Source organism: Flavobacterium sp. T12S277, from assembly GCF_048514875.1.
Taxonomy (GTDB): Bacteria; Bacteroidota; Bacteroidia; order Flavobacteriales; family Flavobacteriaceae; genus Flavobacterium.
Genome location: NZ_JBLYEG010000007.1, coordinates 184025 through 210548, shown reverse-complemented (window position 1 = coordinate 210548; position 26524 = coordinate 184025). Strand labels below are relative to the sequence as shown.

The window sequence follows — 26524 nt, the reverse complement described above, 5'->3', positions numbered from 1 at the left end:
CTATACTCAAAATATTGCGGAGTTTCTTGCGTGATTTGCTTCGCCTATTCGCTATCGCTCGAGTCTCCATTCGGTCGAAATAACAAGATTGCGCATAAATAGTAATGGAAACTATACTCAAAAATTCTACTCCTTCTTTAGAATCCCTTTCTCAACACTTTCATTTATCAATCCTTCGGCGTAATTCCATAACGTTGCTGAACCTTCCTTTATAACACTCTTTTTTTCGTAAACCTTATTATAGTTCACGCCAAACTCTTTCCAGGTTCCACCGTTATTAGACGTATTTTGCAATAAAGGCTCCAGTCTGTCCATTGCTTTTGCAAATTTTGCTTCGTTGGTCTGACCTGCTTCAAACTCTTCCCAAATCGAAATTAGGTCTTCGGCCTGCTTTTCCGGAAGCAAACCAAAAATGCGATTCGCCGCCAGTCGTTCCTCCTCTGTATTATCATGATTTTTTTGCGAATCGTATATGAAAGTATCCCCGGCATCGATCTCTACGATATCATGGATCAAAACCATTTTTATAACTTTCAAAACATCAATGGGCTCATCTGAATGTTCTGCCAAAACGATCGCCATTAAAGCCAAATGCCAGCTGTGTTCTGCATCATTTTCATTTCGGTCACTATGAAACAGCTTTGTTTTGCGCTGAATGTATTTTACCTTATCAATTTCTTTTATAAAGGCAATCTGACTCAATAAATCTTCTGTGTTCATCTGTTTAACTGTTTATTTGTTTTAAAATGACATTCGTCATATGCAAAATTATAAGTTAAAGCTTAATTGCTCAAGTTTAACGCAACTAATATAACATCTATGTCAAAATCTGCCCTTTTTTTCACACAGAAATCAAATTTCTGTAACAATAGTCACTTAATTTCCCGAAAAACAGACTTACCTTTGTGCCACATTATTTTAGATTTCACATCATGAAAATAGAACAAATTTACACTGGCTGTTTAGCTCAGGGTGCCTATTATATTACTTCCGACGGAGAAGCGGCCATTATTGATCCTTTAAGAGAAATTCAACCTTATTTAGATCGTTTAGAACGTGATCAGGTAAAGTTGAAATATATTTTTGAGACTCACTTTCACGCCGATTTCGTTTCGGGACATGTCGATTTAAGCAAAGAAACTCAGGCGCCAATCGTTTACGGACCTAACGCAGCCTGCGAATTTGACTGCATTTCAGCAAAAGACGGACAGGAGTTTAAAATTGGAAAAGTGACTATTAAAGTATTGCATACTCCGGGACATACTATGGAAAGCACTACTTTTTTACTTGTTGACGAAAACGGAAAAGACCATGCCATTTTCTCTGGAGATACCTTATTCATTGGCGATGTTGGACGTCCGGATTTGGCTCAGAAAGCAGCCGGAATGACACAGGATCAGTTGGCCGGAATTTTGTTCCATTCGTTGAGAGATAAAATCATGACTTTGGCTGATGATGTGATCGTATATCCTGCCCATGGTGCAGGAAGCGCCTGCGGAAAAAACATGAGCAAAGAAACCGTTTCAACTATAGGAAATCAAAAAGCGACCAATTATGCCTTACGTGCCAATATGACCGAAGCCGAATTCATTACCGAAGTTACCGATGGTTTATTGCCTCCTCCATCCTATTTCAGCATGAATGTTGCCATGAACAAGCAAGGTTATGAGAGTTTTGAAACTGTTTTGCACAACGGAATGAAAACGATAAAAGCCGAAGAGTTTGAAGCTGTAGCCGAAGAAACAGGAGCTTTGATACTGGATACCAGAAGTGCTGCCAATTTTAGTAAAGGTTTTATTCCACAAGCTATTAACATTGGAATCAATGGTGATTTTGCACCGTGGGTGGGTACTCTAATTGGCGATGTAAAACAGCCTATTGTACTCGTAACCGAAACCGGACTTGAAGAAGAAACTGTAACTCGTTTAAGTCGTGTAGGTTTTGACTCAATTATTGGTCACCTCGAAGGCGGTTTTGAAGCTTGGGAAAAAGCCGGTTTTGAAATTGATACGGTTAACCGAATTTCGGCCGATCAGTTTGCAACTGAATTTAAACCCTCTGAAGACAAAGTAATCGACATTCGTAAAGAAACCGAATACAGCGCAGAACATATTGAAGATGCTTACAGCAAACCCCTTGCTTATATTAATGACTGGGTAAAAGACATTAACCCCAACGAACATTTTTATCTGCATTGTGCCGGAGGCTATCGCAGTATGATTGCAGCCTCAATTTTACAAGCTCGTGGTTTCAGAAATTTTAGCGAAATTGAGGGCGGTTTTGGAGCCATTTCAAAAACAGAGATTCCAAAATCAGATTTTGTTTGTCAAAGTAAAGTATTAAAGTAATTATACTAAGGCGCTAAGGTGCTAAGACTCTAAGGTACTAAGATTTTTAGTCTTTAAACTTAGTAACTCAGAACCTTAGCACCTTAGAATCTCAGTAACTCAGAACCTAAAAGAATATGCTAGAAATTTTAAAAGAACCTTGGCCTTGGTATGTTTCGGGTCCGTTAATTGGTTTGACCATTCCTATTTTATTGATTCTCGGAAATAAATCCTTCGGAATCAGTTCTTCGCTTCGTCATATTTGCGCGGCTTGTATTCCTGCTAATATTTCCTTCTTTAAATACGACTGGAAAAAAGAGAGCTGGAATTTATTCTTTGTTTTCGGAATCTTTCTTGGCGGAGTCATTGCTGCTTATTTCCTGGCGAATCCAAATCCGGTTGAAATAACACCTCAACTTTCAGAGCAATTAGCGACTTACGGTATCACCGATCACTCGGGCTTGTTACCAAAAGAACTTTTTTCCTGGGAAAGTTTATTCACCCTTCGCGGCTTTATCATGATTGTGGTAGGGGGATTTTTAGTTGGTTTCGGAACACGTTATGCCGGCGGATGTACAAGCGGACATGCCATTATGGGAATTTCAAACTTACAATGGCCGTCATTGGTAGCCACAATTTGTTTTATGATTGGAGGTTTTATCATGGCCAATTTGATCCTGCCGTACATTCTTTCACTTTAAAATTTAAAAAATGACTAATCTGGAAAATAAAAATACTGATACTGAAGGAATCAATGGAAGTCAATTGAAAGACTCCGGATTCTCCAATCTAAAATATCTTTTGGTGGGAATTGTTTTTGGAATTGTTTTCGTAAAAGCAGAAATCATCAGCTGGTACCGAATTCAGGAAATGTTTCAATTGCAATCCTTCTTTATGTATGGCGTAATTGGAAGTGCCGTCGCGGTTGGAGTGATCTCTGTTCAACTGATTAAAAAGTTCAATATTAAAACGATTCGAGGCGAAAAGATAGAAATTCAACCCAAAACGTTTAGTAAAGGACAAATTTATGGTGGCTTGTTATTTGGTTTTGGATGGGCCATTACAGGAGCTTGTCCGGGACCCTTATTTGCCCAAATCGGTACCGGAGTAACCGTTATTGCTGTAACTTTGTTAAGCGCAATTTTCGGAACCTGGTTTTATGGTTGGATTAAAGATAAACTGCCTCATTAATATTTTCACTTATATTATACACATCAAACCCGACAGGTTTTAAAAACCTGTCGGGTTTACTTAATTTACTGTTTCTTTAAAGATAAATCCCTTATTATTTTTCGTAGCTTTATTGCACATATCCAAAAAATGAACAAAATATATTTTAATATTTTAAGTTGCTTATTATTAATAAGTTGCTCGAATAGTAAAAAAACAAGCTCTCAAATATCAAATAATACCTATCCCGTTAAACTTGATACCTTAGAGTTATTCGATAAATCCAGAAATCGTAAAATTCCTGTTGCCATCTTTTACCCAAAAACAGACTCAAAAATTAATAAGCAGCAGCTAATAATTTTTAGTCATGGATATGGAGAGAATAAAGGCGGAGACAATATGATCTATTCTTATTTAACAGAAAATTTAGCTTCAAAAGGATATTTTGTTATTAGTATTCAGCACGAATTACCTTCTGACGACCTTTTGGCAATGGAAGGAGATTTTAAAGTTACAAGAAAACCAAATTGGGAAAGAGGCACTGATAACATTCTTTATGTTTTAAATGAGTTTAAAACCAGAAAGCCAGAATTAGATTTTAAGCATTTAACACTAATTGGTCATTCGAATGGTGGAGATATGACTGCTTTATTTGCGAGTAAATACCCTAAATTGGTTTCTAAAATAATAACGATGGACAATCGAAGAATGCCTCTTCCTAGAGTTAACCACCCAACAGTATATACGTTACGCTCCAAAAACTATTCTGCAGACGAAGGTGTATTACCAACTGAACAAGAAAAACAAAAATACAGAATGACAGTTCAGTTAACCCCTATCAACCATAGTGACATGGACAATGATGCCACAATCGAAGAACGTAAAATAGTAAACACATACATTGAAAAGTATTTAAGCGAATAACAGATTTATTAGATCTTAATTTATAGTTTCCTTAAAGACAAATTCATTAATTTTCCAATTACACGTTAATACCCAAAAGATGAGCCAAATAACAGAAAATTTAATTTTAAGAAAAGTGGATATTTCTGAAGTACCACAAATATGGAATATCCTGCAAGATGCTATTGAACAAAGACGTCTGGACGGAAGTACACAATGGCAGGACGGTTATCCTAATGAGCTAACCATTCATACCGATATCGAAAACGATCACGGATATGTGCTAACAGAAAACAACATTATCTTAGCTTACGCTGCGATTCTTTTCGACAAAGAACCGGCCTACGAAGACATAGAAGGCCAATGGCTCACAGATGGTGATTATACTGCCGTACATAGGGTAGCCGTATCGAAACTGGCAAAAGGCAAAGGCATTGCTACAAAACTGTTTGAAAAAATAGAAGGTTTATCCATCGAACATAACATATACAGTATAAAGGTAGATACGAATTTTGATAATATTCCGATGCTCAAAATTTTAGACAGACTAAAATACACCTATTGTGGTGAAGTTTTTTTCAGAGGAGGCGCAAGAAAGGCCTATGAAAAAAAATTAGCATAAAGACACAGTTTTAAAAATCTGACGGGTGTTTTTTTTCACTGCGTTCTGAAAAAATGACAAATTTTATAGCAACGGGTTAGATTAATCTCAAAATAATATGGACCGAGCCTACGGCTCTTTTTATTGTGATGTCTGTTTTATACGACGGATTAAAATCCGTCGCTACAATTATAATTCGAGCCGATGGCTCTTTTGCGACGTTAACGCTTTATTTCATAAAAATCGATTATGTAAAACCTACCCTATTTCTATTATTCTATTTGGTTTATATGCATGAATTATGGTCCATTAACAACAAAAACAATCGAATAAGTAAGTTCCGAAGGAACGACAAATTTTGTAACAACGGATTTTAATCCGTCGCTACAATAGCATTCGAACCGATGGCTCTTTTGCGACGTTAACGCTTTATTTCATAAAAATCGATTATGTAAAATCTACCCTATTTCTATTATTCTATTTGGTTTATATGCATGAATTATGGTTCGCTAACAACAAAACAATCGAATAATTAAGTTCCGAAGGAACGACAAATTTTGTAACAACGGATTTTAATCCGTTGACAATAAATCGTCTTGAGAATGAGTTCCAGCGGAACGATACATTTCACAACAATTTTAAACCATTTTTTTAATTACACCCAACGGATTAAACTTAAATAATCGGTTCACTTTGCTTCCAATTCATTTAGTTTCATTAAGTTTATAATACAAGATCTCATCTTACAAAAACAAATAAACTGAAGTCCTATGAAACGCCCGGAGCAATTGACGAAATTAAAAAGCACTGAAAAGTGGGATGTGATTATAATTGGCGGAGGGGCAAGCGGTCTTGGAACTGCTCTTGACGCCGCAAGCAGAGGATACAAAACGATCTTGCTTGAAGCGGTAGATTTTGCAAAAGGAACTTCAAGCAGAAGTACCAAATTAGTTCATGGTGGCGTTCGCTATTTGGAGCAAGGCAATATTCACTTAGTCAGAGAAGCCTTAAAAGAGAGAGGTTTGATGGCCAAAAATGCTGGTCATTTGGTTAAAAACCAATCTTTTGTAATCCCTAATTACAACTGGTGGGGCGGTTACTTTTATACGATCGGATTAACCATTTACGATTTACTCGCAGGACGTTTAAGCTTAGGGTCTTCAAAATATATTTCAAAGAAAAAAACAATTGAAATGCTTCCTACCGTCGAAGAAAAAGGGCTGGTAAGTGGTGTTATTTATCACGACGGGCAATTTGACGATTCACGCATGGCCATAAACATTGCTCAAACCGCAATCGAAAAAGGGGCCTGCGTTTTAAATTATTGCAAGGTTGTAAACTTATTAAAAGACGATACCAATCAAATTATTGGCGTTGAAGCCATAGACCATGAAACAGGTCACAAATATGACATAAAAGGCTCGGCAATTATTAACGCTACCGGAGTTTTTACAAATGCCATCATGAAACTAAACGACACGGTTTACAAGAAATATATCGTTCCGAGTCAGGGGATTCATCTCGTATTTGATAAATCCTTTTTGCCGGGTCAGCAGGCACTAATGATTCCAAAAACCAGTGACGGACGAGTTTTATTTGCAGTGCCTTGGCATAACACAATTGTAGTAGGAACGACTGATACATTAATTAGAAAACACAGTCTTGAACCTATTGCACTCGAAAGTGAAATAGAATTTGTTTTGGAGACTGCTCAACGCTTTCTGGCAAAAAAACCTACGAGAGCCGACGTTTTATCTGTATTCGCAGGTTTACGCCCTTTGGCAGCTCCCGAAGAAGAAGGAAAAAGTACCAAAGAAGTTTCGCGAAGTCATAAAATTATTGTGTCGGAAACTGGCTTAATAACGATTACGGGAGGAAAATGGACTACTTACAGAAAAATTGCCGAAGACATCATCGATAAAGCGATCAGAATAGGCAAATTACCTAAAAAAGTCTGTACTACAGAGCATCTTCCCATCCATGGAAATCAGGCTACTACAGATTTAAACAGAATGAATCATTTGTATATTTATGGTTCTGATATTCCTAAAATACTCGAACTGGAACAAAATGAACCTGAATTAAAAGAAAAACTGCATGCGGATCACGAATTTATAATGGCCGAGGTAGCCTGGGCTATTCGGTATGAAATGGCCAGAACCGTCGACGACGTTTTAGCAAGACGGGTTCGATTATTATTCTTAGACGCCCGTGCTGCCATTCAATCATCTGAAAAAGTAGCACGATTGCTGGCAAAAGAACTGGGACATGACGAAGCCTGGATAAACAAAGAAATCTCAAACTTCAAAGGAATAGCCAGAGGTTTTCTTTTAAAAGAATTTCAATAGATCTTTATTAACTTAAGAAAATACAAGTCATGCAAAACAAACTAATTCTGGCACTTGATCAGGGAACAACTTCTTCCAGAGCTATAGTCTTTAATCATGGAGGAGAAATTGTAAGCATTTCTCAAAAAGCATTTAAACAGATTTTTCCAAAACCAGGATGGGTCGAACATAACCCAAACGAAATCTGGTCTTCTCAAATTAGTGTAGCTGCAGAAGCAATTGCTAAATTGGGGATATCCGGAAGAGAAATAGCCGCAATTGGAATAACCAATCAACGGGAAACTACTATTGTTTGGGATCGGGAAACAAGCCAGCCTGTTTACAATGCCATTGTTTGGCAAGATCGCAGAACCGCTAAATATTGCGACGAATTAAAAGCGCAAGGACATGCCGAAATGATTCAGACCAAAACCGGATTAATTCTGGATGCTTATTTTTCCGGAACCAAAGTAAAATGGATCCTGGATAATGTTCCCGGAGCACGGAAAAAAGCAGAACAGGGAAAACTTTGTTTTGGAACTGTAGACACTTGGCTTATATGGAAACTGACCCGAGGTAAATTATTTATGACCGATGTTTCTAATGCCAGCAGAACTTTATTATTCAACATCAACACCTTAGAATGGGACGATGAATTATTAGCATTGTTTGATATCCCGAGAGCCATGCTTCCTGAAGTAAAAGAAAGCAGCACCATTTATGGCGAAAGCTCCACTACCCTGTTTTCATCAAAAATTCCTATTGCCGGTGTTGCAGGAGATCAGCAAGCGGCTCTTTTTGGTCAGTTATGTACCAATAAAGGAATGATAAAGAATACTTATGGAACTGGTTGTTTTGTATTGATGAATACAGGTGCAAAGCCAATTCGTTCTGCCAACAATTTATTGACTACTATAGCATGGAAAATTAATGGCAAAACAACCTATGCTTTAGAGGGAAGCGTTTTTGTTGGAGGCGCAGCTGTACAATGGTTAAGAGATGGCGCAAAAATGATTAACAAATCAGAAGAAATAGAAACTCTGGCAGCCAGTGTGCCCGATAATGGAGGAGTTTACTTTGTTCCTGCACTAACTGGTTTAGGAGCTCCACACTGGGATCAATATGCCAGAGGTGCAATTTTTGGAATTACAAGAGGAACTACCAGTGCGCACATCGCCAGGGCCACTTTAGAAGGAATTGCTTATCAGGTAAACGATTTGCTAAAAGCTATGGAAGCAGATTTTGGAGGAAAAGGAAAAGAATTAAAAGTGGATGGAGGTGCTGCTACCAATAATCTACTCATGCAATTTCAAGCAGACATTTACGGAAAAACGGTTACCAGACCAAAAACACTCGAAACAACAGCTTTAGGTGCAGCCTATTTGGCAGGACTTGCTGTAGGATACTGGTCGGGTCTCGATGATTTAAAAGAACAATGGTCTATAGATCGCGTGTTTTCTCCAAAAATGCCAAAACAAGAAGTCAATAAACTGGTTAAAAACTGGAATAAGGCCATTGGCCGCGCATCAGACTGGATCGAAGAATAAAACAATTTAAACAAAGCAGCATATGACACCTTTTACAGCAGAAATTTTAGGTACGATGATAATGATCTTATTGGGTAATGGCGTCGTGGCAAACGTCGTACTGAAAGATACAAAAGGAAACAATTCGGGCTGGATTGTTATCACTACAGCCTGGGCATTTGCCGTTTTTACAGGCGTACTTATTGCAGGACCTGTTAGCGGGGCACATTTAAACCCTATTGTTACACTTGCTTTGGCTCTTATCGGAAAATTCAATTGGAACTTAGTCCCTGCCTATATACTTGCCCAAGTAATTGGAGCCATGTTGGGTGCCTTTTTTGTATGGTTATCACACAAAGATCATTTTGCGGCAACTGAAGATGAGAATGCCAAATTTGCCTGTTTCGCTACATCTCCGGCCATCAAAAACAATTTATCGAACCTAATAAGCGAGATCATAGCAACTTTTGTCCTGATCTTCTCCATTTTTTATATTGCCGGGCCTCACCTGCAAATAGCCACAGATCCAAAAGCAACACTAGGTTTAGGAACCATTGGCGCACTTCCTGTCGCCATAGTCGTATGGGCAATAGGCCTGTCATTAGGAGGTACAACTGGTTACGCCATTAATCCCGCAAGAGATCTTGGACCAAGAATCGTACACGCCATCCTTCCTATAAAAGGAAGCAGCAATTGGAGTTATGCTTGGATTCCGATTATCGGGCCCATAATTGGAGCTAGTTTAGCCGCAATGTTGTACCTAATACTTAACTAACTTCGTCTATTTTAATCTAAATGATATGAGGTTAGATAAACCTGTCGGAGCTGATTTCTGATTTAAGAAACAGATTATTCCAGCTTTAAAAAATCATTAAACTTTAGAAAATCAATTTTTCAAATAAAATTTATAGTATTTTTACAGTAACTCTACAGGGTTTATATAACTAGAAAACGCATGTTATTTCAATTAACAAAAATTTAACATGACTGTTGTATATACAAATATTAAAAGTTATACATTTGTATATACAAATTATACACTTACGACTATGACAATTGAAGAGGTTATAAAAAGTACAGTTAAGATGGATAATGCGAAAAAAGTTATCCTGAATATCATGTACACGCAAAACGTGATTCAGGATCATTTCAACGAGTTGATAAAACCCTATGATCTGTCCGGAGAACAATATAATGTACTTCGCATATTAAGAGGACAAAAAGGAAACCCTGCTAATATGTGTGTGATACAGGAACGTATGCTGGCCAAAACAAGTAACACAACCCGTTTAGTAGACAAACTGTTATTAAAAGATTTTGTTACTCGAAATGTTTGTCCCGGAAATCGACGTAAAATTGAAGTTTTAATCACCCAAAAGGGATTAGACGTATTGAAAGAATTAGATCCGAAAGTAGATGAACACGAGCGTTTGTTTGCTGAGAATATAAGTGCCGAAGAATTAGAATTATTAAATCAATTATTAGAAAAATACAGAACCCAACAAAATTAAAATTATGAGTACATTATTAGACAATCTAAATTGGAGATATGCTACAAAGAAATTTGATGCAACAAAAAAAATATCTTCTCAAGATTTAAACACTTTAAAAGAAGCCGTTAGATTAAGTGCTTCTTCTTACGGATTACAACCTTACAAAGTGATTGTTGTAGAAAATCCGGAAATAAGAGAAAAATTAAAAGCTGCCGCTTACGGGCAAACACAAATTACAGACGCTTCTCAACTTTTTATTTTTGCTAACGACTTAAACCTTGGAGCAGATTCTGTAGACGATTATATCAATACAATCAGCGAAACAAGAGGTGTTCCTGCTGACGCATTGGCCGGATTCAGTGACATGATGAAAGGAACTATTGCGAACTTATCTGTTGAAGCTAAAAACATCTGGACAGCGAAACAAACTTATATCGCTTTAGGTACCTTATTAACTGCAGCATCTGAATTAAAAATCGATGCTACTCCAATGGAAGGATTTAATGCTGCCGCATTCAATGAAATCTTAGGTTTTGACAAATTAGGTTTAAACGCTTCTGTTATCGCAACAGTAGGTTACAGACATGATGAGGACGAAACTCAACACTACAAAAAAGTTAGAAAATCACACGAGAATTTATTTATCACTATATAATTATTATTAATCCAAAATCAATTTTAACAAAATGAAAAATTTAAAGACAATTGCAATAGCATTATTCGTAGCAGTAGCTAGCGTTTCAGTAAACGCACAAACTAAAAAAATCGACGTAAAAGCAAGTACGATTAAATGGGTAGGTAAAAAAGTAACCGGAGAACACTCAGGAACAGTAAACTTCAAAGAAGGAGCTGTAGTTTTCAAAGGAAAAAAATTAACAGGTGGTAGCTTTACTGTGGATATGACTTCATTAACAGCAACAGACATTACCGGAGAATACCAAGGAAAATTAAACGGGCACTTAAAAGCTGACGATTTCTTTGGAACAGAGAAATTCCCAACTGCAAAATTAGTTTTCAAAACTATCGGAGCAAAATCTACTGATGTTTATACTGTAACTGCTGATTTAACAATTAAAGGAATTACAAAACCTGTAACTTTTGATATCACTGTAAGCGGAAATACTGCTACAACTGCATTAAAAGTAGACAGAACTAAATACGGTATCAAATACAACTCTGGTAACTTCTTCGAAAACTTAGGAGACAAAACTATTAATGACGATTTCGAATTGACTGTAGCTTTAAAATTCTAATCGCAGAAAAAGCAGCAATTCTTAATATTATAAGAAAAACCCCAATAGTTTAAGACTATTGGGGTTTATTTTTACATTATTTTCAAAAAAATAACATTCTTAATACTCCCCTAACGCTTTCGTAATACCATTCAGGACTTTGATTAACATTGGCCCTCTACTTTTGAACTTATTAAAAATCAAAAACTAGAAATCAAAATCATAGTTATGAAAACAAAAATACTACTTGCAATCATCACTCTTCTAAGTTCTTTTTTACTACAGGCACAGCAACCGGCTAAAGGAATTTTTGGTAACTCAAACTGGATGAACAACTGGACCAATTTTAAACCCGCCAACACCGAATATAGCGAAGCTACAAACATTATTGCAGGAACGATCAATAAAGACACCAAACTTCTAAAACGCAATACGTATCAATTAGTTGGAGTTGTTTATGTTACCAATAATGCCGTACTGTCGATAGAACCCGGAACGGTAATCAGAGGAGACGACAAAACATGCGGAACACTGGTGATTACCAACGGATCGAAAATTATTGCCGAAGGCCTTGAAACAGACCCTATCGTTTTTACTTCCAATAAAGAAATTTCAGAAAGAAAACCGGGAGACTGGGGCGGAATCATCATTCTGGGAAAAGCCCCTATTAATACCTTAGGCGGAATACACGTTCTTCCTTTTGATCTCGAACCAATGTTAAACCATTACGGAGGTCAGGATGCAGAAGATAACTCAGGAGTTTTAAAATATGTGCGTATTGAATATTCAGGTCGAAAATTAAGTGCTGCAAAAGAACTTAACGGACTGTCATTAGCTGGCGTAGGGAAAAAAACAATTTTAAGTAACATTCAGATTAGTTACTCCAATGATGATTCTTTCGAATGTTATGGTGGAGATTTAAACCTGAACAATCTGGTTTCTTACAGGACTACCGATGACGATTTTGATTTTACTCAGGGTGCACAAATCAATATCAATAATAGTATTGCCATTCGCCACCCCTTTTCATCAGACGTTTCAGGTTCAAGATGTTTCGAAGTTGACTCTTATGACAAAATAGGAAATACCGATATGAGCAAGAAATTAACCAAAATAAATGCCAGCAATATTACGCTGGTAAATCTGGAAGAAAACAATCAGGGACTTGTAAGAGAATCGGTTTATGTTAGAGAAAACACCTTTTTTAACTTAAGTAACAGTATTGTTTCGGGGTTCACTCCTTTTGTTTTACTAGAAGGAAATATTGGCAACGGAGAAGTTAATTTAGCCAAAATCACCTTCAAAAACCTAATTGTTAACAATTGCAATGGCGGAATTACAAGTGAAGCTGGTGGTGCAAATACAGCAATTGAAAGTTATTACAACAATCCTGTTTTCGATATAAATTTTACTAAAATTAAAAACAGCGAATTGTTTACAACGCCTAATATCAAAGGAAATCCGGACTTTAGAATGAACGTAAACAACACCATAGCTATTGGTAATTAAGGCATTAAAAAAGCTTAATTTGCAATGAAATTTAACAAATTTTAAAAATTATAAAAGTTTTTTTTGATTTTTTATGTCCTGTAATTCAAATTACATTTATATATTTGTGAAATCAAAATAAGATATGAAAACAATAATGAACAATACTTGGTGGTGGAAGAATTTACGTCGAACGTCGTGAACAAAGCTTCCTATGGTATTGTAAACTATAAATATAAAAGGCTTGTCATCACGACAAGCCTTTTTTTTTGGTCGAAACACAAGTAAAAAAAATAGTAAAAACTTAATAAACGAAATACTTTGAAACCTTTTATACTCAACACACACTACAAACAAATTCTGGCCGATACCGTTACGCCGGTAAGTGTTTATTTTAAAATCAGGGATAAATTCCCAAACAGCTTACTATTGGAAAGTAGTGATTATCACGGAAATGACAACAGTTTCTCTTACATCTGCTGCAACCCGATTGCGACGATTAAAATTGAAAATGAAACCATTTCAAAAACTTTTCCTGACGGAACTAAGGAGCGAATTTCAATTGACAGTTCAACAAATATTCCGGAAATACTTCAGGAATTTTCAAGTCAGTTTCAATCAGAGAAAAACGACTTTAAATTCATCAATAATGGTTTGTTCGGATACATTTCTTACGATGCCGTTCGTTATTTTGAAAAAGTTTCAATTGCCAAAAAAGACAAGGCTACTTTAATTCCGGATGTTTTTTATGCCGTTTATCAAAACATCATTGCCATCAATCACTTTAAAAATGAGGCTTACATTTTTTGCCACAGCGTTGATGGAAAAAACAACATTTCGGAAATCGAACAATTGCTGCAATCCCGAAATATTGCTTCGTATAAATTTACCAAAGAAGGTGAAGGTTTCTCTAATTTAACCGACGAAGAATTCAAACACAATGTGGCTTTAGCCAAAAAACACTGTTTCCGTGGAGATGTTTTCCAATTGGTACTTTCACGTCGTTTTACCCAAGGTTTCAAAGGAGATGAATTCAACGTATATCGTGCTTTACGCAGTATAAACCCGTCTCCGTACTTGTTCTTCTTTGATTATGGCGACTTCAAAATATTCGGTTCTTCACCTGAGGCACAAATCATTGTAAAAAACAGAAAAGCAGAAATTCATCCTATAGCCGGCACTTTTAAAAGAACCGGAAATGACGAACAGGATGCGGTTTTGGCCAAACAGCTTTCAGAAGATAAAAAAGAAAACAGCGAACACGTCATGTTAGTCGATTTGGCCAGAAATGATCTAAGCCGAAATGGACATGATGTAAAAGTCGAAAAGTACAGAGAAGTTCAGTTTTTCTCTCACGTCATTCACCTAGTTTCGAAAGTAACAGGTTATTTACACGAGAAAGCAACAACCATGCAGGTAGTTGCCGATACCTTTCCGGCAGGAACTTTAAGCGGTGCTCCAAAACACAGAGCCATGCAGTTAATTGAAGATTACGAAAAAACCAATCGTAATTTCTACGGAGGCGCCATCGGATTCATGGATTTTGAAGGCAATTTCAATCATGCCATTATGATTCGAACGTTCCTGAGCAAAAATCATCAATTGCACTGTCAGGCCGGTGCCGGAATTGTAGCCAGCTCTGACGAAGAAAGCGAAATGCAGGAAGTTTACAACAAACTAAGAGCATTGAATACAGCCTTAGAGATGGCGGAGAAAATATAAGTTTTTTTTGTTTCAGGTTTTGTTTGCGTTGCAACAACATGAAACTTGAAACCTGAAACAAAAAGAACCTGAAACTTGAAACAAAACTAAAAAACAACCATAAACACAAACTAAAAAAACGATGAAGAACATTATTCCTTTTTTGATTGCTATTGTATTATTTGCTTCTTGTGAAACTAAAAAAGAATCACACAAACTTCCTTTAAATGGAACCTGGCGTCTGATATCAGCTGAAACCACAGAAAAAGATTCCACTTTCTCGACTTTCAATCCAAAAACAAAAATGATTAAAATTATCAATGACACTCATTTTGCTTTTTTCAATCATGATTTGAACAACGGAAAAGACAGTACCGCTTTGTTCTTCGGCGGAGGTGGAAAATATACTTTAAAGGATAGTACTTACACCGAAAATCTGGAATACTTTAACAACCGTCAGTGGGAAAACAATACTTTTAAGTTTGTAATAAAAATTAAAAATGACACCCTGATTCAAAAGGGAATCGAAAAAATAGAAAAATTAGGCGTAGATCGTATTATTACTGAAAAGTACGTTCGAGAAAAATAAAAAAAAATGTTTCAGGTTTTCTTTGTTTCAGGTTTCAAGTTATTGGAATCTGGAACCTGAAACCTGAAACTTGAAACAAAAAACACAATGAAAAAAATATTAGTTATAGACAATTACGATAGTTTCACTTATAATTTAGTACACTATCTGGAGGATTTAAACTGTGAAGTTACGGTATACAGAAACGATGAATTTGACATTGAAGAAATCGCCTCTTTTGATAAAATATTACTTTCTCCCGGTCCCGGAATTCCGGATGAAGCGGGGTTGTTGAAAGCCGTGATTCAAAAATACGCTCCAACAAAAAGTATTTTAGGCGTTTGTTTAGGACAACAGGCTATCGGGGAGGTTTTTGGAGGTACACTTTCAAACCTTGACAAAGTCTATCACGGTGTTGCAACAAATGTAAAAACTGTAGTTTCAGACGAAATTTTGTTTGAAGGTTTAGGAAATGAATTTGAAGTAGGAAGATACCATTCCTGGGTTGTTGATGCCAACTTGCCAGATGTTCTTGAAGCCACTTCTGTTGATGAAAACGGACAAATCATGTCGTTAAGGCACAAAACTTTTGATGTTAGAGGCGTTCAGTTTCATCCCGAAAGTGTTTTAACCCCAAATGGAAAAAGGATTTTAGAGAATTGGATAAAGAGTTAGTAGTTAGTCGCAGTCTCAGTATACAGTCACAGTATACAGTCGCAGTGAAACCTTAGAACCTCAGTATCTCAGAACCTTAGCAACTTAAAAAAAAATGAAAAACATACTAAATAAATTAATCAATCACGAAGTGCTCTCTAAAGAAGAGGCCAAGGACGTATTGATTAATATCTCAAGCGGCGCTTATAATCCAAGTCAGATCTCGGCATTTTTGACCGTATTTATGATGCGCAGTATTACAATTGACGAGCTTTCGGGCTTTCGTGAAGCTTTATTAGAATTGTGCATTCGCGTTGATTTGTCAGCCTATAACGCCATCGATTTGTGTGGAACAGGTGGTGATGGAAAAGATACGTTTAACATTTCGACTTTGGCTTCATTTGTAGCGGCCGGAGCCGGAGTAAAAGTGGCAAAACACGGAAATTATGGTGTTTCATCGATTTCCGGATCCAGCAACGTTATGGAGAAAATGGGCATAAAATTCAGTAATGATCCTGCATTTTTAGAAAAATGTATCGATCAGACGGGAATTTGTGTTTTACACGCTCCCCTATTTCACCCTGCTATGAAAAATGTCGGACCAATCAGAAAAGAGCTGGCCGTAAAAACATTTTTCAATATGCTGGGGCCAATGGTAAACCCATCGTTTCCTAAAAATCAACTGGTTGGTGTTTTCAATTTAGAACTAGCCCGAATGTATGCTTACCTATATCAAAACACCGATGTGAATTTTACCATCCTGCATTCGCTTGACGGTTATGACGAAATATCGTTAACAGGTCCGACAAAAATCATTACAAGTGATATGGAAGGTATGTTAAAACCTGAGGATTTTAACGTTCGTCTTCTATCACAAAGAGAGATTGAAGGAGGACGAACAATTGAAGAATCAGCAGATATGTTTGTCAATATTATTTCCGGTAAAGGAAGCGAAGCACAAAACAATGTGGTTTGCGTAAATGCCGCAATGGCGATTTCGACGGTAACAAAATGTTCTCCGCAAGAAGGCTTTAAACAGGCCAAAGAAAGTCTGTTTTCCGGAAAAGGACATCAGGTACTTAAAAAATTACAAGAATTAAGCAGGTAAAAAAATTGTTTTAAGTTTCAGGTTTCAAGTTATTGAAGCGAACCTGAAACTTAAAACCTGAAACAAATACAACAATGAACATTCTAGATAAAATAATTGTAGATAAAAAACGAGAAGTCGTTCTGAAGAAATCCATCATTCCGGTTTCGCAATTGGAGGCTTCCGTATTTTTTGGAAGAGAAACGATTTCTTTAAGTCAAAAACTAAGAACAAGTTCGACAGGAATTATTGCCGAACACAAACGCCGCTCTCCTTCAAAAGCTGTAATCAATCAGAGTTTTACCGTTGAAGAAGTGGTTAAAGGATATGAAAATGCCGGTGCATGCGGAATTTCAGTTTTAACCGACGGGAAGTATTTCGGAGGTTCTTTAGACGATTTACTTTTAGCAAGAGCCAGCGTAAATATTCCGCTTTTGCGAAAAGAATTTATCGTTGATGAATATCAGATTTTAGAAGCCAAAGCGTATGGAGCAGATTTAATCCTTCTTATTGCAGCGGTTTTAACCCGGGAAGAGATAAAATCCTTATCGGAATTTGCAAAACAGTTAGGTTTAGAAGTTTTACTGGAAGTACACAATCAGGAAGAATTAGAGAAATCGATCATGCCAAGCCTGGATATGCTTGGGGTGAACAACAGAAACCTGAAAACCTTCGAAGTAAGTCTGGACTTCAGCAAACAACTGGCATCACAGATTCCGGATGATTTTGTAAAGGTTTCTGAAAGCGGAATTTCAACTATTGAAGCCATTTCCGAACTAAGACCTTACGGTTATAATGGTTTTCTGATAGGTGAAAATTTCATGAAAACAGAGAATGCCGGGCAGGCAGCAACTGAATTTATTCAACAGCTGTAAGCTTTAGGCTATAAGCCGTAAGCCTAAAGCTTATTGCTTAAACTCTAACCAATCGATAAAAAATAATACGGCATGCAGCAAAAGCGTATAGCTTACTGCCTATTGCCTAAAGCATAAAAAAAAATGAAACTAAAAATCTGCGGTATGAAATATCCCGACAATGTACTCGAGACAGGAGCACTCCTGCCCGACTATATGGGATTTATTTTCTGGGAAAAATCCGCTCGCTATTTTGACGGAACGATTCCGGAATTGATTCATACCATAAAAAAAACGGGAGTTTTTGTGGATGAAACCGTTGATGGTATTCTATCAAAAGCAGACAAATATCATTTACAAGCCGTTCAGTTACACGGAAAAGAATCTGTTGAATTTTGTCAGGAATTAAAAGCTAAAATTGATGCCAAAATTGATGTTACCATCGAAATCATAAAAACATTCTCTATTGATGATAATTTTGATTTTGAAGTTTTAACCCCTTTTGAAAACGTATGTGATTATTTTCTGTTTGATACAAAAGGAAAACTACCCGGAGGAAACGGAACCACATTTGACTGGAAAATATTAGAAAATTATAAATCGGAGAAACCTATTTTCTTAAGTGGTGGCATTGGAATTGAAGAAGTACCTGCCATAAAAAATCTCAAAATTCCTATTTATGCTGTAGATGTAAACAGTAAATTTGAGACAGAGCCGGGATTGAAAAATATAAGTCTATTAAGAAAGTTTCAGAAAAACCTAAAACCTGCGACTTTAAACCCTAAACAATTATACAATGAACTATAATGTGAACGAAAAAGGATATTACGGAGAATTTGGAGGGGCTTATATTCCCGAAATGCTGTATCCGAATGTAGAAGAATTACGTCAGAATTACTTAAAAATAACAAGCGAACCTGATTTTAAGGCCGAATTTGACCAATTATTAAAAGATTATGTAGGCCGCCCAAGTCCGCTTTATTTTGCCAAGCGAATATCAGAAAAATACAATACAAAGGTCTATCTGAAAAGAGAAGATTTAAACCATACCGGAGCACATAAAGTCAACAATACGATCGGACAGATTTTGGTAGCAAAACGTCTGGGTAAAAAAAGAATTATTGCCGAAACGGGTGCAGGTCAGCATGGTGTGGCCACTGCTACAGTTTGTGCTTTAATGGGATTGGAATGTATCGTGTATATGGGTGAGATTGACATCGCACGTCAGGCACCAAACGTGGCCCGTATGAAAATGTTGGGTGCCGAAGTTCGTCCGGCACTTTCAGGCTCCAAAACATTAAAGGATGCAACCAATGAAGCAATTCGTGACTGGATCAACAATCCGGTAGACACTCATTATATTATAGGTTCGGCAATTGGACCACATCCTTATCCTGATATGGTAACCCGTTTTCAAAGTGTCATTTCAGAAGAAATCAAATGGCAGCTGAAAGAGAAAGAAGGACGTGAAAACCCGGATTATGTCGTAGCCTGTATTGGTGGCGGAAGTAATGCGGCCGGAACCTACTATCACTTTCTACACGAACCCGAAGTTGGAATCATTGCAGTGGAAGCAGCCGGAAAAGGGGTTGACAGTGGGCACAGTGCTGCAACGAGTAAATTAGGAAAAGTAGGTATTATTCACGGTTGTAAAACCCTTTTGATGCAAACTCCTGACGGACAAATTACCGAACCTTATTCCATTTCTGCGGGACTTGATTATCCGGGAGTTGGTCCTATGCATGCGCATTTGGCACAAAGCGGTCGTGGAGAGTTCTTCTCTGTTACGGATGATGATGCTATGAATGCTGGGTTGCAGCTTACCAAATTAGAAGGAATTATTCCTGCAATCGAAAGCGCACATGCCTTTGCTGTTTTAGATCAGAAGAAATTCAAACCAACCGACATTGTGGTGATTAGCCTTTCTGGTCGTGGAGACAAGGATTTAGACAATTATATTGAGTATTTTAAATTGTAATACAATAGCAACTATGGAAAAGTTATTCTCTTACGGAACATTACGGTCAAAAGAAATTCAGATGCGACTCTTTAAGAAATTGTTAGTCGGCACTCCGGATCAACTGCTTGGTCACAGGCTGAAAAGTCTGCGAATAGAAGAAGAATTTGGAATGGCAGATTATGTTGTCGTGGTACCAACCGAAGCTCCTTCAGATCCTATACACGGTGTTGTTTTCGATATTTCAGGTTCTGATTTGGCTAAAGTAGATTTATTCGAATCCAATGCTTACAAAAGAATTCAGGTAACCCTAAACTCCGGAGTAGTTGCCTGGGTTTATATCGAAAACTAATAATCGAAAACAAACCTGACAGGTTTCAAAAACCTGTCAGGTTTAATTAAAATATACTAAAAATGAACAGAATAACTCAAAAATTACAAGAAGATAAAAAGATACTTTCTATTTATTTCTCAGCCGGATACCCAAACTTAAATGATACCGTTCAGATCATTCAGGATTTAGAAAAAAATGGTGTCGACTTAATCGAAATTGGTTTGCCATTTAGTGATCCTTTAGCTGATGGCCCGACCATTCAGGCGAGTTCTACGCAGGCGCTTCACAATGGAATGACGACTAAAATTCTTTTCGAGCAGCTGAAAGATATTCGCGAAAGCGTAAAGATTCCGTTGATTATCATGGGATATTTCAATCCGATGTTACAATACGGTATCGAAGAGTTTTGTAAAAAATGCGCCGAAATTGGTATCGACGGATTAATTATTCCGGATTTACCGGTAGATGTTTACGCAGAACAATACAAAGCGATTTTTGAAAAATACGGCTTAATCAATATCTTTTTAATTACCCCGCAAACTTCAAACGAACGCATTCGTTTTATCGACAGCGTTTCAAACGGCTTTATTTATATGGTAAGTTCTGCAAGTGTAACCGGTTCTCAGGCAGGTTTTGGAAATATTCAGGAAAGCTATTTCGAAAGAATTGCCCAAATGAATCTTAAAAACCCACAAATTGTAGGCTTTGGAATTTCAAATAAAGAAACATTCGATCAGGCTACTAAGTTTGCAAAAGGAGCTATTATTGGAAGTGCTTTCATCAAACATTTAAGCGAAAACGGCTCTGGAAAAATTGAAGAATTTGTTGGGGAAATTTATTAGTTTTACAAAAAAAATCATGAAAAAACTGATTCTAATCGCATCATTTTTATTACTCTCAAATTTAACTTTTAGCCAAAAAAGTTACGATCCAAAATTAGTAGGCTGTTGGAAAGGCTCTGAAATTGGGCAACAACAAAAAGGAATAAAAAAATATTGGGTTTCATGTAAATTTGCAGATGGAACAAGCACATTATTATTTATCGTGATAAATCGAGCTGGAGAAGTCACTCAAGCCACAGAAAATGGAAAATGGTGGGTCGAAAACGGAAAATATTACGAGTTACATAATTATGATGGCGTAATTGATGTTTACAATTATGAAGTAGCCAACGATAATACCGTAAATTTTAAATCAATTGAATTAATGGGTAAAAAAGATAACTCTTATACTTTTACCGATTACAAAATAGAGGAAGATTAAAGTATGATATTGTGAAGATTCCTCCTCTCATTGGAATCACAAAATTGTGCAAAACTTAAAGCTGAACTAATAGGTTCAGCTTTTTTTATGCCTTAATACTGCCTTACAAATAGCATAATTTAACATAAGACGACCCCGTTGCTTTATGTTAATATTTTGTTAAAACAAAATTAAACAACTGTTTAAATTAAACGGTTGTTTAATTTTGTACCCGATTAGAAACAATACCATGTTAAACTTCGAATTAAACGACAAAAAAATTCAGATTCTGGAAGTCGCTGAAAAGCTATTCTCTGAAAAAGGATTTGAAGGTACTTCAATACGAGACATCTCCAAACACGCAAAAATCAACATTGCAATGGTCTCGTATTATTTTGGCTCTAAAGAAAGACTGTTGGAAGCTCTCATTATTTACAAAACTGCCGATTTAAAACTACAACTCGAAAATTTATTACAGGAAAATATCGAACCTCTCGATAAAGTCAATAAATTAATCGAAATTTACATCACCAGAATAAGTTGTAATAAAGGGATTTTCAGAGTTTTACACTTTGAACTCAACTCTAAAAAAAGAGAAAAAAGCATGATTGCCTTTACAGAACTTAAAAAAGGAAACTTAAAATCTGTTGAAAGTATTATTACACAAGGTCAGTCTAAAGGAGTATTTAGAAAAGATGTAATTATTCCGCTTATTACTCCCACTATTATTGGAACCTTTTTTCACTTTCATATGAATAGGCCTTTTTTTGAGGAACTATTAAATTTAAAAACAGAAGCGATGTACAACGATTACATCAAAAACAGTCTCACAAAGCACATTCAACAAACTATAAAAGCTCTACTTGTTTATGAAAATTAATCAATTAATGCTCTTTGGCCTTTTCTTCATCGGAATTTCGTCAATAGAAGCACAAGAAAAAACAAGTTTAACCTTAGACGAGGCCGTGAAAATGGCTTGGGAAAAAAGCAACGAAGTTACGCTTGCCAATACTAAGGTAAACTCGAAAAAATACGAACTGCAAGAGGTTAAAAATCATCAATATCCTGACCTGAAAATTTCTGGCCAGTACCAACGACTGACAAAAGCTTCTATCGACATGCACAATAATGGTGATCAGGCAAATTCAGGACCAATGGCATCTCCGGATCAGGCATTGATAGGAATGGCTAATCTTAGTTTACCAATATTCTCAGGATTCAAAATTCAGAACAGCATTAAGGCTTCCGATAACTTATACGAAGCTGAAACTGCTTACGCCGAAAAAACAAAAGAGGATGTAGCTTTACGTGTGGTTACCTATTATACCGCTTTGTACAAGGCCCAAAAAACACTGGATCTTTTGAACGAAAATCAAAAACAGGCCAAACAGCGTGTTACTGACTTTACGGAATTAGAGAAGAACGGAATTATCCCGAGAAACGATTTATTGAAAGCGCAATTATTGGTTTCAAAAACGCAATTATCTATTGATGAAGCAAACAACAACATCAATAATATTAATTTCTACCTGACTACGCTATTAAAACTGGAGCCAAGTGTAAAACTTCAGGTTAACGAAGCTGATTTCTTCAATTTAAAAACCAACAATGCACCAACATCAGATGCATTGGCACTGGAGAACAGAAAAGATTTAGAAGCGATTCGTTTTCAACAAAAAGCAAGTGAGGCCAATATCAAAATAGCAAAAGCCGGTTATTATCCTTCTCTTGCCTTATTGGGTGGTTATACCGCTTTTGATTTGAAAGACTTTATTACGGTAAAATATGCTATGAATTTTGGAGTAGGTTTAACCTATGATTTATCAGGCATCTATAAAAACAGTGCTTCGGTAAAAGTAGCAGAAAGTAAAGCACTTGAAGCCAAAAACTCTGAAGCAATTATGACGGATCGTATTAAAATCGAAGTTCAGAAATCTATTGAAGATTATGACTTAGCGATCAATCAGAGTGTAGTTTATGACGAAGCACTTCAACAAGCTACGGAAAACTACAGACTGGTAAAAGATAAATTTGATAATGGGTTGTCAGACACTAATGATTTGGTTGAAGCTGACGTAGAACATTTAAGTGCTAAAATAAACACTGCTTTATCGAAAGCTACTATTATCCAAAAATATTACGAATTACTTTCAGTATCAGGACAATTATCACAATCATTCAATCTTTCTAAAATATAATCGACAGCTCTCATGGAAAAGAAAAAAACAAATACTAAATTCATCATTATACTAACCGTTTTGATTTTAGTGGGCGGAACTTACGGAATAACAAAGTACATGCACTCTTTAGCTCACGAAGAAACGGACGATGCTCAGATTGAGAAAAAAATGAATCCGATTATCCCAAGAGTATCGGGCTATATTAGCAAAGTGTATGTAAAAGATAACGACTTTGTAAAAAAAGGAGATACTTTATTTACGATTGACAAAAGAGATTATCAATTAAAAATTGACGAGGCAAATGCTGCTTTGTTAGGTGCCGAAGGTCAGTACGAAGCTGCAAAAGCTGATATCGGAAGTGCAAATGCAAGTATCTCAGTTTCAGACGCAAATATGAGATCGGCAACAGGTTCTATTGAAAGTGCCAAAATCAGATTGAGACAAATTACAAGCGACTATAACCGTTACAACAATTTGTACAAAACTCATACGATTACAAAACAACAATACGAGCAGGCCTTAACTGCTAAAGAAGAAGCCGAAAATCAGGTACGTGTTTTAGAGCAACAACAAAGAGCAAGTTCTTACCAAAAATCGGTAATTGAATCTAAATCTAAAGCTTCTGACAAGCAAACTGAAGTGGCTGCTGCCAACATCAAAAAAGCAAAAACAATGTTAGATGTTGCTCATTTAAACCTTAGTTATACGGTTGTAACTGCTGCAATAGACGGTCAGGTTTCTAAAGTTGATATTCAGCCTGGGCAATTGGTTCAGCCGGGACAATCTTTATTTTATATCATCAACAACAACGAAGCGTGGGTTGTAGCTAACTTTAAAGAAACACAATTAAATAAAATGGTTGTGGGACAAAAAGTAAGCTTAAAAGTTGACGCTTATCCAAAATATGAGTTCAAAGGAACGGTAACTTCTTTTTCTCCTGCAACGGGATCTCGTTTTTCTTTATTGCCACCTGATAATGCAACTGGTAACTTCGTTAAAACAATCCAGAGATTACCTGTGAAAATTAGTTTGGATGAATCAAATGATCCGGAGAAAGTAAAATTACTAAGACCAGGGATGAATGTTGATGTAGATGTACATTTAAAATAAAATATGGCAACAGCAGTACAAGCAGATGACGATTTAGTAGAATACGGATACAGACGTGTCATAATCACGATTACGGCGGTACTTTGTGCCTTGCTTGAAATCGTAGATACGACCATTGTAAACGTAGCACTAACAGACATGCGAGGTAGCCTTGGTGCTACTTTAACTGATGTGGCCTGGGTAATTACAGCATACGCAATCGCGAATGTAATTGTAATTCCGATGACGAGCTGGCTTTCGCAACAATTTGGAAGACGTAATTATTTTGTGGCTTCGATCATAATATTTACAGTCTGCTCCTTCTTATGCGGTAACGCCAGTAATATATGGGAACTTGTCGCTTTTAGGTTTGTACAGGGTATGGGTGGAGGAGCCTTACTGGTAACTGCCCAAACGATTATTACCGAAAGTTATCCCGTAGCAAAACGTGGAATGGCTCAGGCGATTTACGGAATGGGTGTAATTGTAGGTCCAACCTTAGGTCCGCCATTAGGCGGATATTTGGTAGACAACTACTCCTGGCCTTATATCTTTTACATCAATATTCCGTTGGGAATTATTGCTACTATTTTAGCATTAACTTTCGTAAGAAGTCCAAAATACGGAGAAAAATTAAAAGCCAATCAGGTAGACTGGTGGGGAATTATATTGCTTGCGGCCTTTATCGGATCTTTGCAATTCGTTCTGGAGCATGGGCAACAAGACGATTGGTTCAACGATTCGACTATTGTAACATTAAGTGTGGTTACGGTTCTTGGATTAATTTTATTTGTTTGGAGAGAGCTTACTTATAAACATCCAATCGTAAATTTAAGTGTTTTAAAGGATGGAAATCTTAGAATTGGAACCGTAATGTGTTTTATTCTTGGTTTCGGTCTGTACGGATCGACTTTAATTATCCCAATCTACACGCAATCTATTTTAGGATGGACTGCAACAGATGCCGGTTTATTATTGATTCCTGGATCGATTACCACGGCAATCATGATGCCTTTTGTGGGGAATATGATCCAGAGAGGTATTCCTCAGGGGTATATGGTAGGAGTAGGATTCCTTGTTTTCTTTTTCTTTACCTTTATGATGCAAACCCGAATGACTCCTGATACTGGTGTTGAACATATGTACTGGCCGTTAATTTTAAGAGGAATTGGTTTGGGACTGCTTTTTGTACCTATTACCACCCTATCTCTTTCGACCTTAAAAGGAAAACATATTGGTGAAGGAGCTGCTTTTACCGGAATGATGCGACAATTAGGTGGTTCTTTTGGTATTGCCATCATCACCACTTTCATCACCCGTTTGAGTCAGGAACACAGAGTAAACTTACTTACCAATTTAGATCCCGCAAAATACGATGTACAACAACGTATTGCGGGAATGCAGAGAGCCTTTATGTCTAAAGGATATTCAGCCGATGTTGCACTGAAAAAAGCCTATCAGGCTCTGGAATATTCTGTATTGAAACAAAGTACCGTAATGGCATACATGGACATTTTCATGTATCTCGGAATTATGTTCTTATGCTGTATCCCAATTATTCTTTTAATCAAAAAAGGGAAAAACAAAATTAATCCTGCTGATGCAATGCATTAATAATAATTGATTTATAATACGCAAAACGCCGAGTTCATTCCTGTAACTCGGCGTTTATTTTTTGTCATTATTTGTGCTATCCCTCTAAATTCCCAGGGATTGAAATCCCTGGCTACAATACATTTCAATCCTACAGCTCTTTCGTAAAAAACCTTAGCACCTCAGCATCTTAGTCCC

27 protein-coding genes are annotated in these 26524 nt (G+C 36.7%); 26 read left to right on the top strand and 1 reads right to left on the bottom strand.

Annotated elements, in window-relative coordinates; translation table 11 throughout:
- Window positions 1–126 precede the first annotated feature (126 nt).
- Window positions 127–720, bottom strand: coding sequence for an HD domain-containing protein (locus ACN1CN_RS12770; RefSeq protein ID WP_419135936.1), 594 nt, complete (start codon window positions 718–720; stop codon window positions 127–129).
- A 212-nt stretch (window positions 721–932) separates the two neighbouring features.
- Between ACN1CN_RS12770 and ACN1CN_RS12765 the strand changes: the two genes are divergently transcribed.
- The 26 genes from ACN1CN_RS12765 (at window position 933) to ACN1CN_RS12640 (ending at window position 26347) form a co-directional block, all read left to right on the top strand.
- Entirely contained in the window at window positions 933–2348 is a 1416-nt protein-coding gene (locus ACN1CN_RS12765) for an MBL fold metallo-hydrolase (protein ID WP_419135935.1), read from the top strand.
- A gap of 116 nt (window positions 2349–2464) precedes the next feature.
- Entirely contained in the window at window positions 2465–3028 is a 564-nt protein-coding gene (locus tag ACN1CN_RS12760) for a YeeE/YedE family protein (RefSeq protein WP_419135934.1), read from the top strand.
- Window positions 3029–3038: 10 nt separating this feature from the next.
- A complete protein-coding gene (locus ACN1CN_RS12755) occupies window positions 3039–3518 on the top strand; it encodes a DUF6691 family protein (protein ID WP_419135933.1) in 480 nt (159 codons plus the stop codon).
- A 129-nt stretch (window positions 3519–3647) separates the two neighbouring features.
- Complete coding sequence (locus ACN1CN_RS12750; RefSeq protein ID WP_419135932.1) at window positions 3648–4421, top strand: alpha/beta hydrolase family protein; 774 nt, start codon at window positions 3648–3650, stop codon at window positions 4419–4421.
- A gap of 79 nt (window positions 4422–4500) precedes the next feature.
- A complete protein-coding gene (locus tag ACN1CN_RS12745; protein ID WP_419135931.1) occupies window positions 4501–5022 on the top strand; it encodes a GNAT family N-acetyltransferase in 522 nt (173 codons plus the stop codon).
- Window positions 5023–5771: 749 nt separating this feature from the next.
- Window positions 5772–7349 carry an FAD-dependent oxidoreductase gene (locus ACN1CN_RS12740; RefSeq protein ID WP_419135930.1) on the top strand — a complete coding sequence of 526 codons (1578 nt, stop codon included), beginning with the start codon at window positions 5772–5774 and terminating at the stop codon, window positions 7347–7349.
- Window positions 7350–7378: 29 nt separating this feature from the next.
- Window positions 7379–8875 (top strand): glycerol kinase GlpK, encoded by a 1497-nt coding sequence (gene glpK, locus ACN1CN_RS12735; protein ID WP_419135929.1) that lies wholly within the window; start codon window positions 7379–7381, stop codon window positions 8873–8875.
- A 22-nt stretch (window positions 8876–8897) separates the two neighbouring features.
- Window positions 8898–9629, top strand: a complete 732-nt coding sequence (locus ACN1CN_RS12730; RefSeq protein ID WP_419135928.1) for an MIP/aquaporin family protein — start codon at window positions 8898–8900, stop codon at window positions 9627–9629.
- A 274-nt stretch (window positions 9630–9903) separates the two neighbouring features.
- A complete protein-coding gene (locus ACN1CN_RS12725) occupies window positions 9904–10365 on the top strand; it encodes a MarR family winged helix-turn-helix transcriptional regulator (RefSeq protein WP_264524905.1) in 462 nt (153 codons plus the stop codon).
- 4 nt (window positions 10366–10369) lie between these two features.
- A complete protein-coding gene (locus ACN1CN_RS12720) occupies window positions 10370–11002 on the top strand; it encodes an NAD(P)H-dependent oxidoreductase (RefSeq protein WP_264524906.1) in 633 nt (210 codons plus the stop codon).
- Window positions 11003–11033: 31 nt separating this feature from the next.
- Complete coding sequence (locus ACN1CN_RS12715; RefSeq protein WP_264524907.1) at window positions 11034–11600, top strand: YceI family protein; 567 nt, start codon at window positions 11034–11036, stop codon at window positions 11598–11600.
- Window positions 11601–11807: 207 nt separating this feature from the next.
- Window positions 11808–13088: a hypothetical protein gene (locus ACN1CN_RS12710; RefSeq protein WP_419135927.1), complete on the top strand. Its 1281-nt coding sequence runs from the start codon at window positions 11808–11810 to the stop codon at window positions 13086–13088.
- Between the two features lie 300 nt (window positions 13089–13388).
- On the top strand, window positions 13389–14789 hold the full coding sequence (locus ACN1CN_RS12705; protein WP_264524909.1) for an anthranilate synthase component I family protein: 1401 nt from the start codon (window positions 13389–13391) through the stop codon (window positions 14787–14789).
- A gap of 121 nt (window positions 14790–14910) precedes the next feature.
- Window positions 14911–15357 (top strand): hypothetical protein, encoded by a 447-nt coding sequence (locus ACN1CN_RS12700; protein ID WP_419135926.1) that lies wholly within the window; start codon window positions 14911–14913, stop codon window positions 15355–15357.
- Between the two features lie 87 nt (window positions 15358–15444).
- Window positions 15445–16011 carry an anthranilate synthase component II gene (locus ACN1CN_RS12695; protein WP_264524911.1) on the top strand — a complete coding sequence of 189 codons (567 nt, stop codon included), beginning with the start codon at window positions 15445–15447 and terminating at the stop codon, window positions 16009–16011.
- A 94-nt stretch (window positions 16012–16105) separates the two neighbouring features.
- Window positions 16106–17098, top strand: a complete 993-nt coding sequence (gene trpD, locus ACN1CN_RS12690) for an anthranilate phosphoribosyltransferase (RefSeq protein WP_419135925.1) — start codon at window positions 16106–16108, stop codon at window positions 17096–17098.
- 74 nt (window positions 17099–17172) lie between these two features.
- Window positions 17173–17952: an indole-3-glycerol phosphate synthase TrpC gene (gene trpC / locus ACN1CN_RS12685; RefSeq protein WP_419135924.1), complete on the top strand. Its 780-nt coding sequence runs from the start codon at window positions 17173–17175 to the stop codon at window positions 17950–17952.
- Between the two features lie 123 nt (window positions 17953–18075).
- Window positions 18076–18738: a phosphoribosylanthranilate isomerase gene (locus ACN1CN_RS12680; RefSeq protein ID WP_419135923.1), complete on the top strand. Its 663-nt coding sequence runs from the start codon at window positions 18076–18078 to the stop codon at window positions 18736–18738.
- A complete protein-coding gene (gene trpB, locus ACN1CN_RS12675) occupies window positions 18728–19909 on the top strand; it encodes a tryptophan synthase subunit beta (protein ID WP_291286776.1) in 1182 nt (393 codons plus the stop codon). The genes ACN1CN_RS12680 and trpB overlap by 11 nt, the downstream gene beginning before the upstream one ends.
- Window positions 19910–19922: 13 nt before the next feature.
- Complete coding sequence (locus tag ACN1CN_RS12670; RefSeq protein ID WP_419135921.1) at window positions 19923–20240, top strand: gamma-glutamylcyclotransferase family protein; 318 nt, start codon at window positions 19923–19925, stop codon at window positions 20238–20240.
- Between the two features lie 62 nt (window positions 20241–20302).
- Window positions 20303–21064, top strand: coding sequence for a tryptophan synthase subunit alpha (gene trpA / locus ACN1CN_RS12665; RefSeq protein WP_419135920.1), 762 nt, complete (start codon window positions 20303–20305; stop codon window positions 21062–21064).
- Between the two features lie 16 nt (window positions 21065–21080).
- Window positions 21081–21485 carry a hypothetical protein gene (locus tag ACN1CN_RS12660; RefSeq protein WP_419135919.1) on the top strand — a complete coding sequence of 135 codons (405 nt, stop codon included), beginning with the start codon at window positions 21081–21083 and terminating at the stop codon, window positions 21483–21485.
- Between the two features lie 229 nt (window positions 21486–21714).
- Window positions 21715–22344: a TetR/AcrR family transcriptional regulator gene (locus ACN1CN_RS12655; RefSeq protein ID WP_264524919.1), complete on the top strand. Its 630-nt coding sequence runs from the start codon at window positions 21715–21717 to the stop codon at window positions 22342–22344.
- The gene (locus ACN1CN_RS12650; RefSeq protein ID WP_419135918.1) at window positions 22334–23662 is read left to right on the top strand and encodes a TolC family protein; all 1329 of its coding nucleotides are present in this window, start codon (window positions 22334–22336) and stop codon (window positions 23660–23662) included. The genes ACN1CN_RS12655 and ACN1CN_RS12650 overlap by 11 nt, the downstream gene beginning before the upstream one ends.
- A gap of 12 nt (window positions 23663–23674) precedes the next feature.
- The gene (locus ACN1CN_RS12645; RefSeq protein ID WP_264524921.1) at window positions 23675–24754 is read left to right on the top strand and encodes an HlyD family secretion protein; all 1080 of its coding nucleotides are present in this window, start codon (window positions 23675–23677) and stop codon (window positions 24752–24754) included.
- A 3-nt stretch (window positions 24755–24757) separates the two neighbouring features.
- Entirely contained in the window at window positions 24758–26347 is a 1590-nt protein-coding gene (locus tag ACN1CN_RS12640) for an MDR family MFS transporter (RefSeq protein ID WP_419135917.1), read from the top strand.
- The last annotated feature ends 177 nt before the right edge of the window (window positions 26348–26524 follow it).

Bases quoted from the DNA above. Each gene is read 5' to 3' on its own strand.
- ACN1CN_RS12770 (WP_419135936.1), bottom strand. From the start codon at position 720: ATGAACACAGAAGATTTATTGAGTCAGATTGCCTTTATAAAAGAAATT.
- ACN1CN_RS12765 (WP_419135935.1), top strand. From the start codon at position 933: ATGAAAATAGAACAAATTTACACTGGCTGTTTAGCTCAGGGTGCCTAT.
- ACN1CN_RS12760 (WP_419135934.1), top strand. From the start codon at position 2,465: ATGCTAGAAATTTTAAAAGAACCTTGGCCTTGGTATGTTTCGGGTCCG.
- ACN1CN_RS12755 (WP_419135933.1), top strand. From the start codon at position 3,039: ATGACTAATCTGGAAAATAAAAATACTGATACTGAAGGAATCAATGGA.
- ACN1CN_RS12750 (WP_419135932.1), top strand. From the start codon at position 3,648: ATGAACAAAATATATTTTAATATTTTAAGTTGCTTATTATTAATAAGT.
- ACN1CN_RS12745 (WP_419135931.1), top strand. From the start codon at position 4,501: ATGAGCCAAATAACAGAAAATTTAATTTTAAGAAAAGTGGATATTTCT.
- ACN1CN_RS12740 (WP_419135930.1), top strand. From the start codon at position 5,772: ATGAAACGCCCGGAGCAATTGACGAAATTAAAAAGCACTGAAAAGTGG.
- glpK (WP_419135929.1), top strand. From the start codon at position 7,379: ATGCAAAACAAACTAATTCTGGCACTTGATCAGGGAACAACTTCTTCC.
- ACN1CN_RS12730 (WP_419135928.1), top strand. From the start codon at position 8,898: ATGACACCTTTTACAGCAGAAATTTTAGGTACGATGATAATGATCTTA.
- ACN1CN_RS12725 (WP_264524905.1), top strand. From the start codon at position 9,904: ATGACAATTGAAGAGGTTATAAAAAGTACAGTTAAGATGGATAATGCG.
- ACN1CN_RS12720 (WP_264524906.1), top strand. From the start codon at position 10,370: ATGAGTACATTATTAGACAATCTAAATTGGAGATATGCTACAAAGAAA.
- ACN1CN_RS12715 (WP_264524907.1), top strand. From the start codon at position 11,034: ATGAAAAATTTAAAGACAATTGCAATAGCATTATTCGTAGCAGTAGCT.
- ACN1CN_RS12710 (WP_419135927.1), top strand. From the start codon at position 11,808: ATGAAAACAAAAATACTACTTGCAATCATCACTCTTCTAAGTTCTTTT.
- ACN1CN_RS12700 (WP_419135926.1), top strand. From the start codon at position 14,911: ATGAAGAACATTATTCCTTTTTTGATTGCTATTGTATTATTTGCTTCT.
- ACN1CN_RS12695 (WP_264524911.1), top strand. From the start codon at position 15,445: ATGAAAAAAATATTAGTTATAGACAATTACGATAGTTTCACTTATAAT.
- trpD (WP_419135925.1), top strand. From the start codon at position 16,106: ATGAAAAACATACTAAATAAATTAATCAATCACGAAGTGCTCTCTAAA.
- trpC (WP_419135924.1), top strand. From the start codon at position 17,173: ATGAACATTCTAGATAAAATAATTGTAGATAAAAAACGAGAAGTCGTT.
- ACN1CN_RS12680 (WP_419135923.1), top strand. From the start codon at position 18,076: ATGAAACTAAAAATCTGCGGTATGAAATATCCCGACAATGTACTCGAG.
- trpB (WP_291286776.1), top strand. From the start codon at position 18,728: ATGAACTATAATGTGAACGAAAAAGGATATTACGGAGAATTTGGAGGG.
- ACN1CN_RS12670 (WP_419135921.1), top strand. From the start codon at position 19,923: ATGGAAAAGTTATTCTCTTACGGAACATTACGGTCAAAAGAAATTCAG.
- trpA (WP_419135920.1), top strand. From the start codon at position 20,303: ATGAACAGAATAACTCAAAAATTACAAGAAGATAAAAAGATACTTTCT.
- ACN1CN_RS12660 (WP_419135919.1), top strand. From the start codon at position 21,081: ATGAAAAAACTGATTCTAATCGCATCATTTTTATTACTCTCAAATTTA.
- ACN1CN_RS12655 (WP_264524919.1), top strand. From the start codon at position 21,715: ATGTTAAACTTCGAATTAAACGACAAAAAAATTCAGATTCTGGAAGTC.
- ACN1CN_RS12650 (WP_419135918.1), top strand. From the start codon at position 22,334: ATGAAAATTAATCAATTAATGCTCTTTGGCCTTTTCTTCATCGGAATT.
- ACN1CN_RS12645 (WP_264524921.1), top strand. From the start codon at position 23,675: ATGGAAAAGAAAAAAACAAATACTAAATTCATCATTATACTAACCGTT.
- ACN1CN_RS12640 (WP_419135917.1), top strand. From the start codon at position 24,758: ATGGCAACAGCAGTACAAGCAGATGACGATTTAGTAGAATACGGATAC.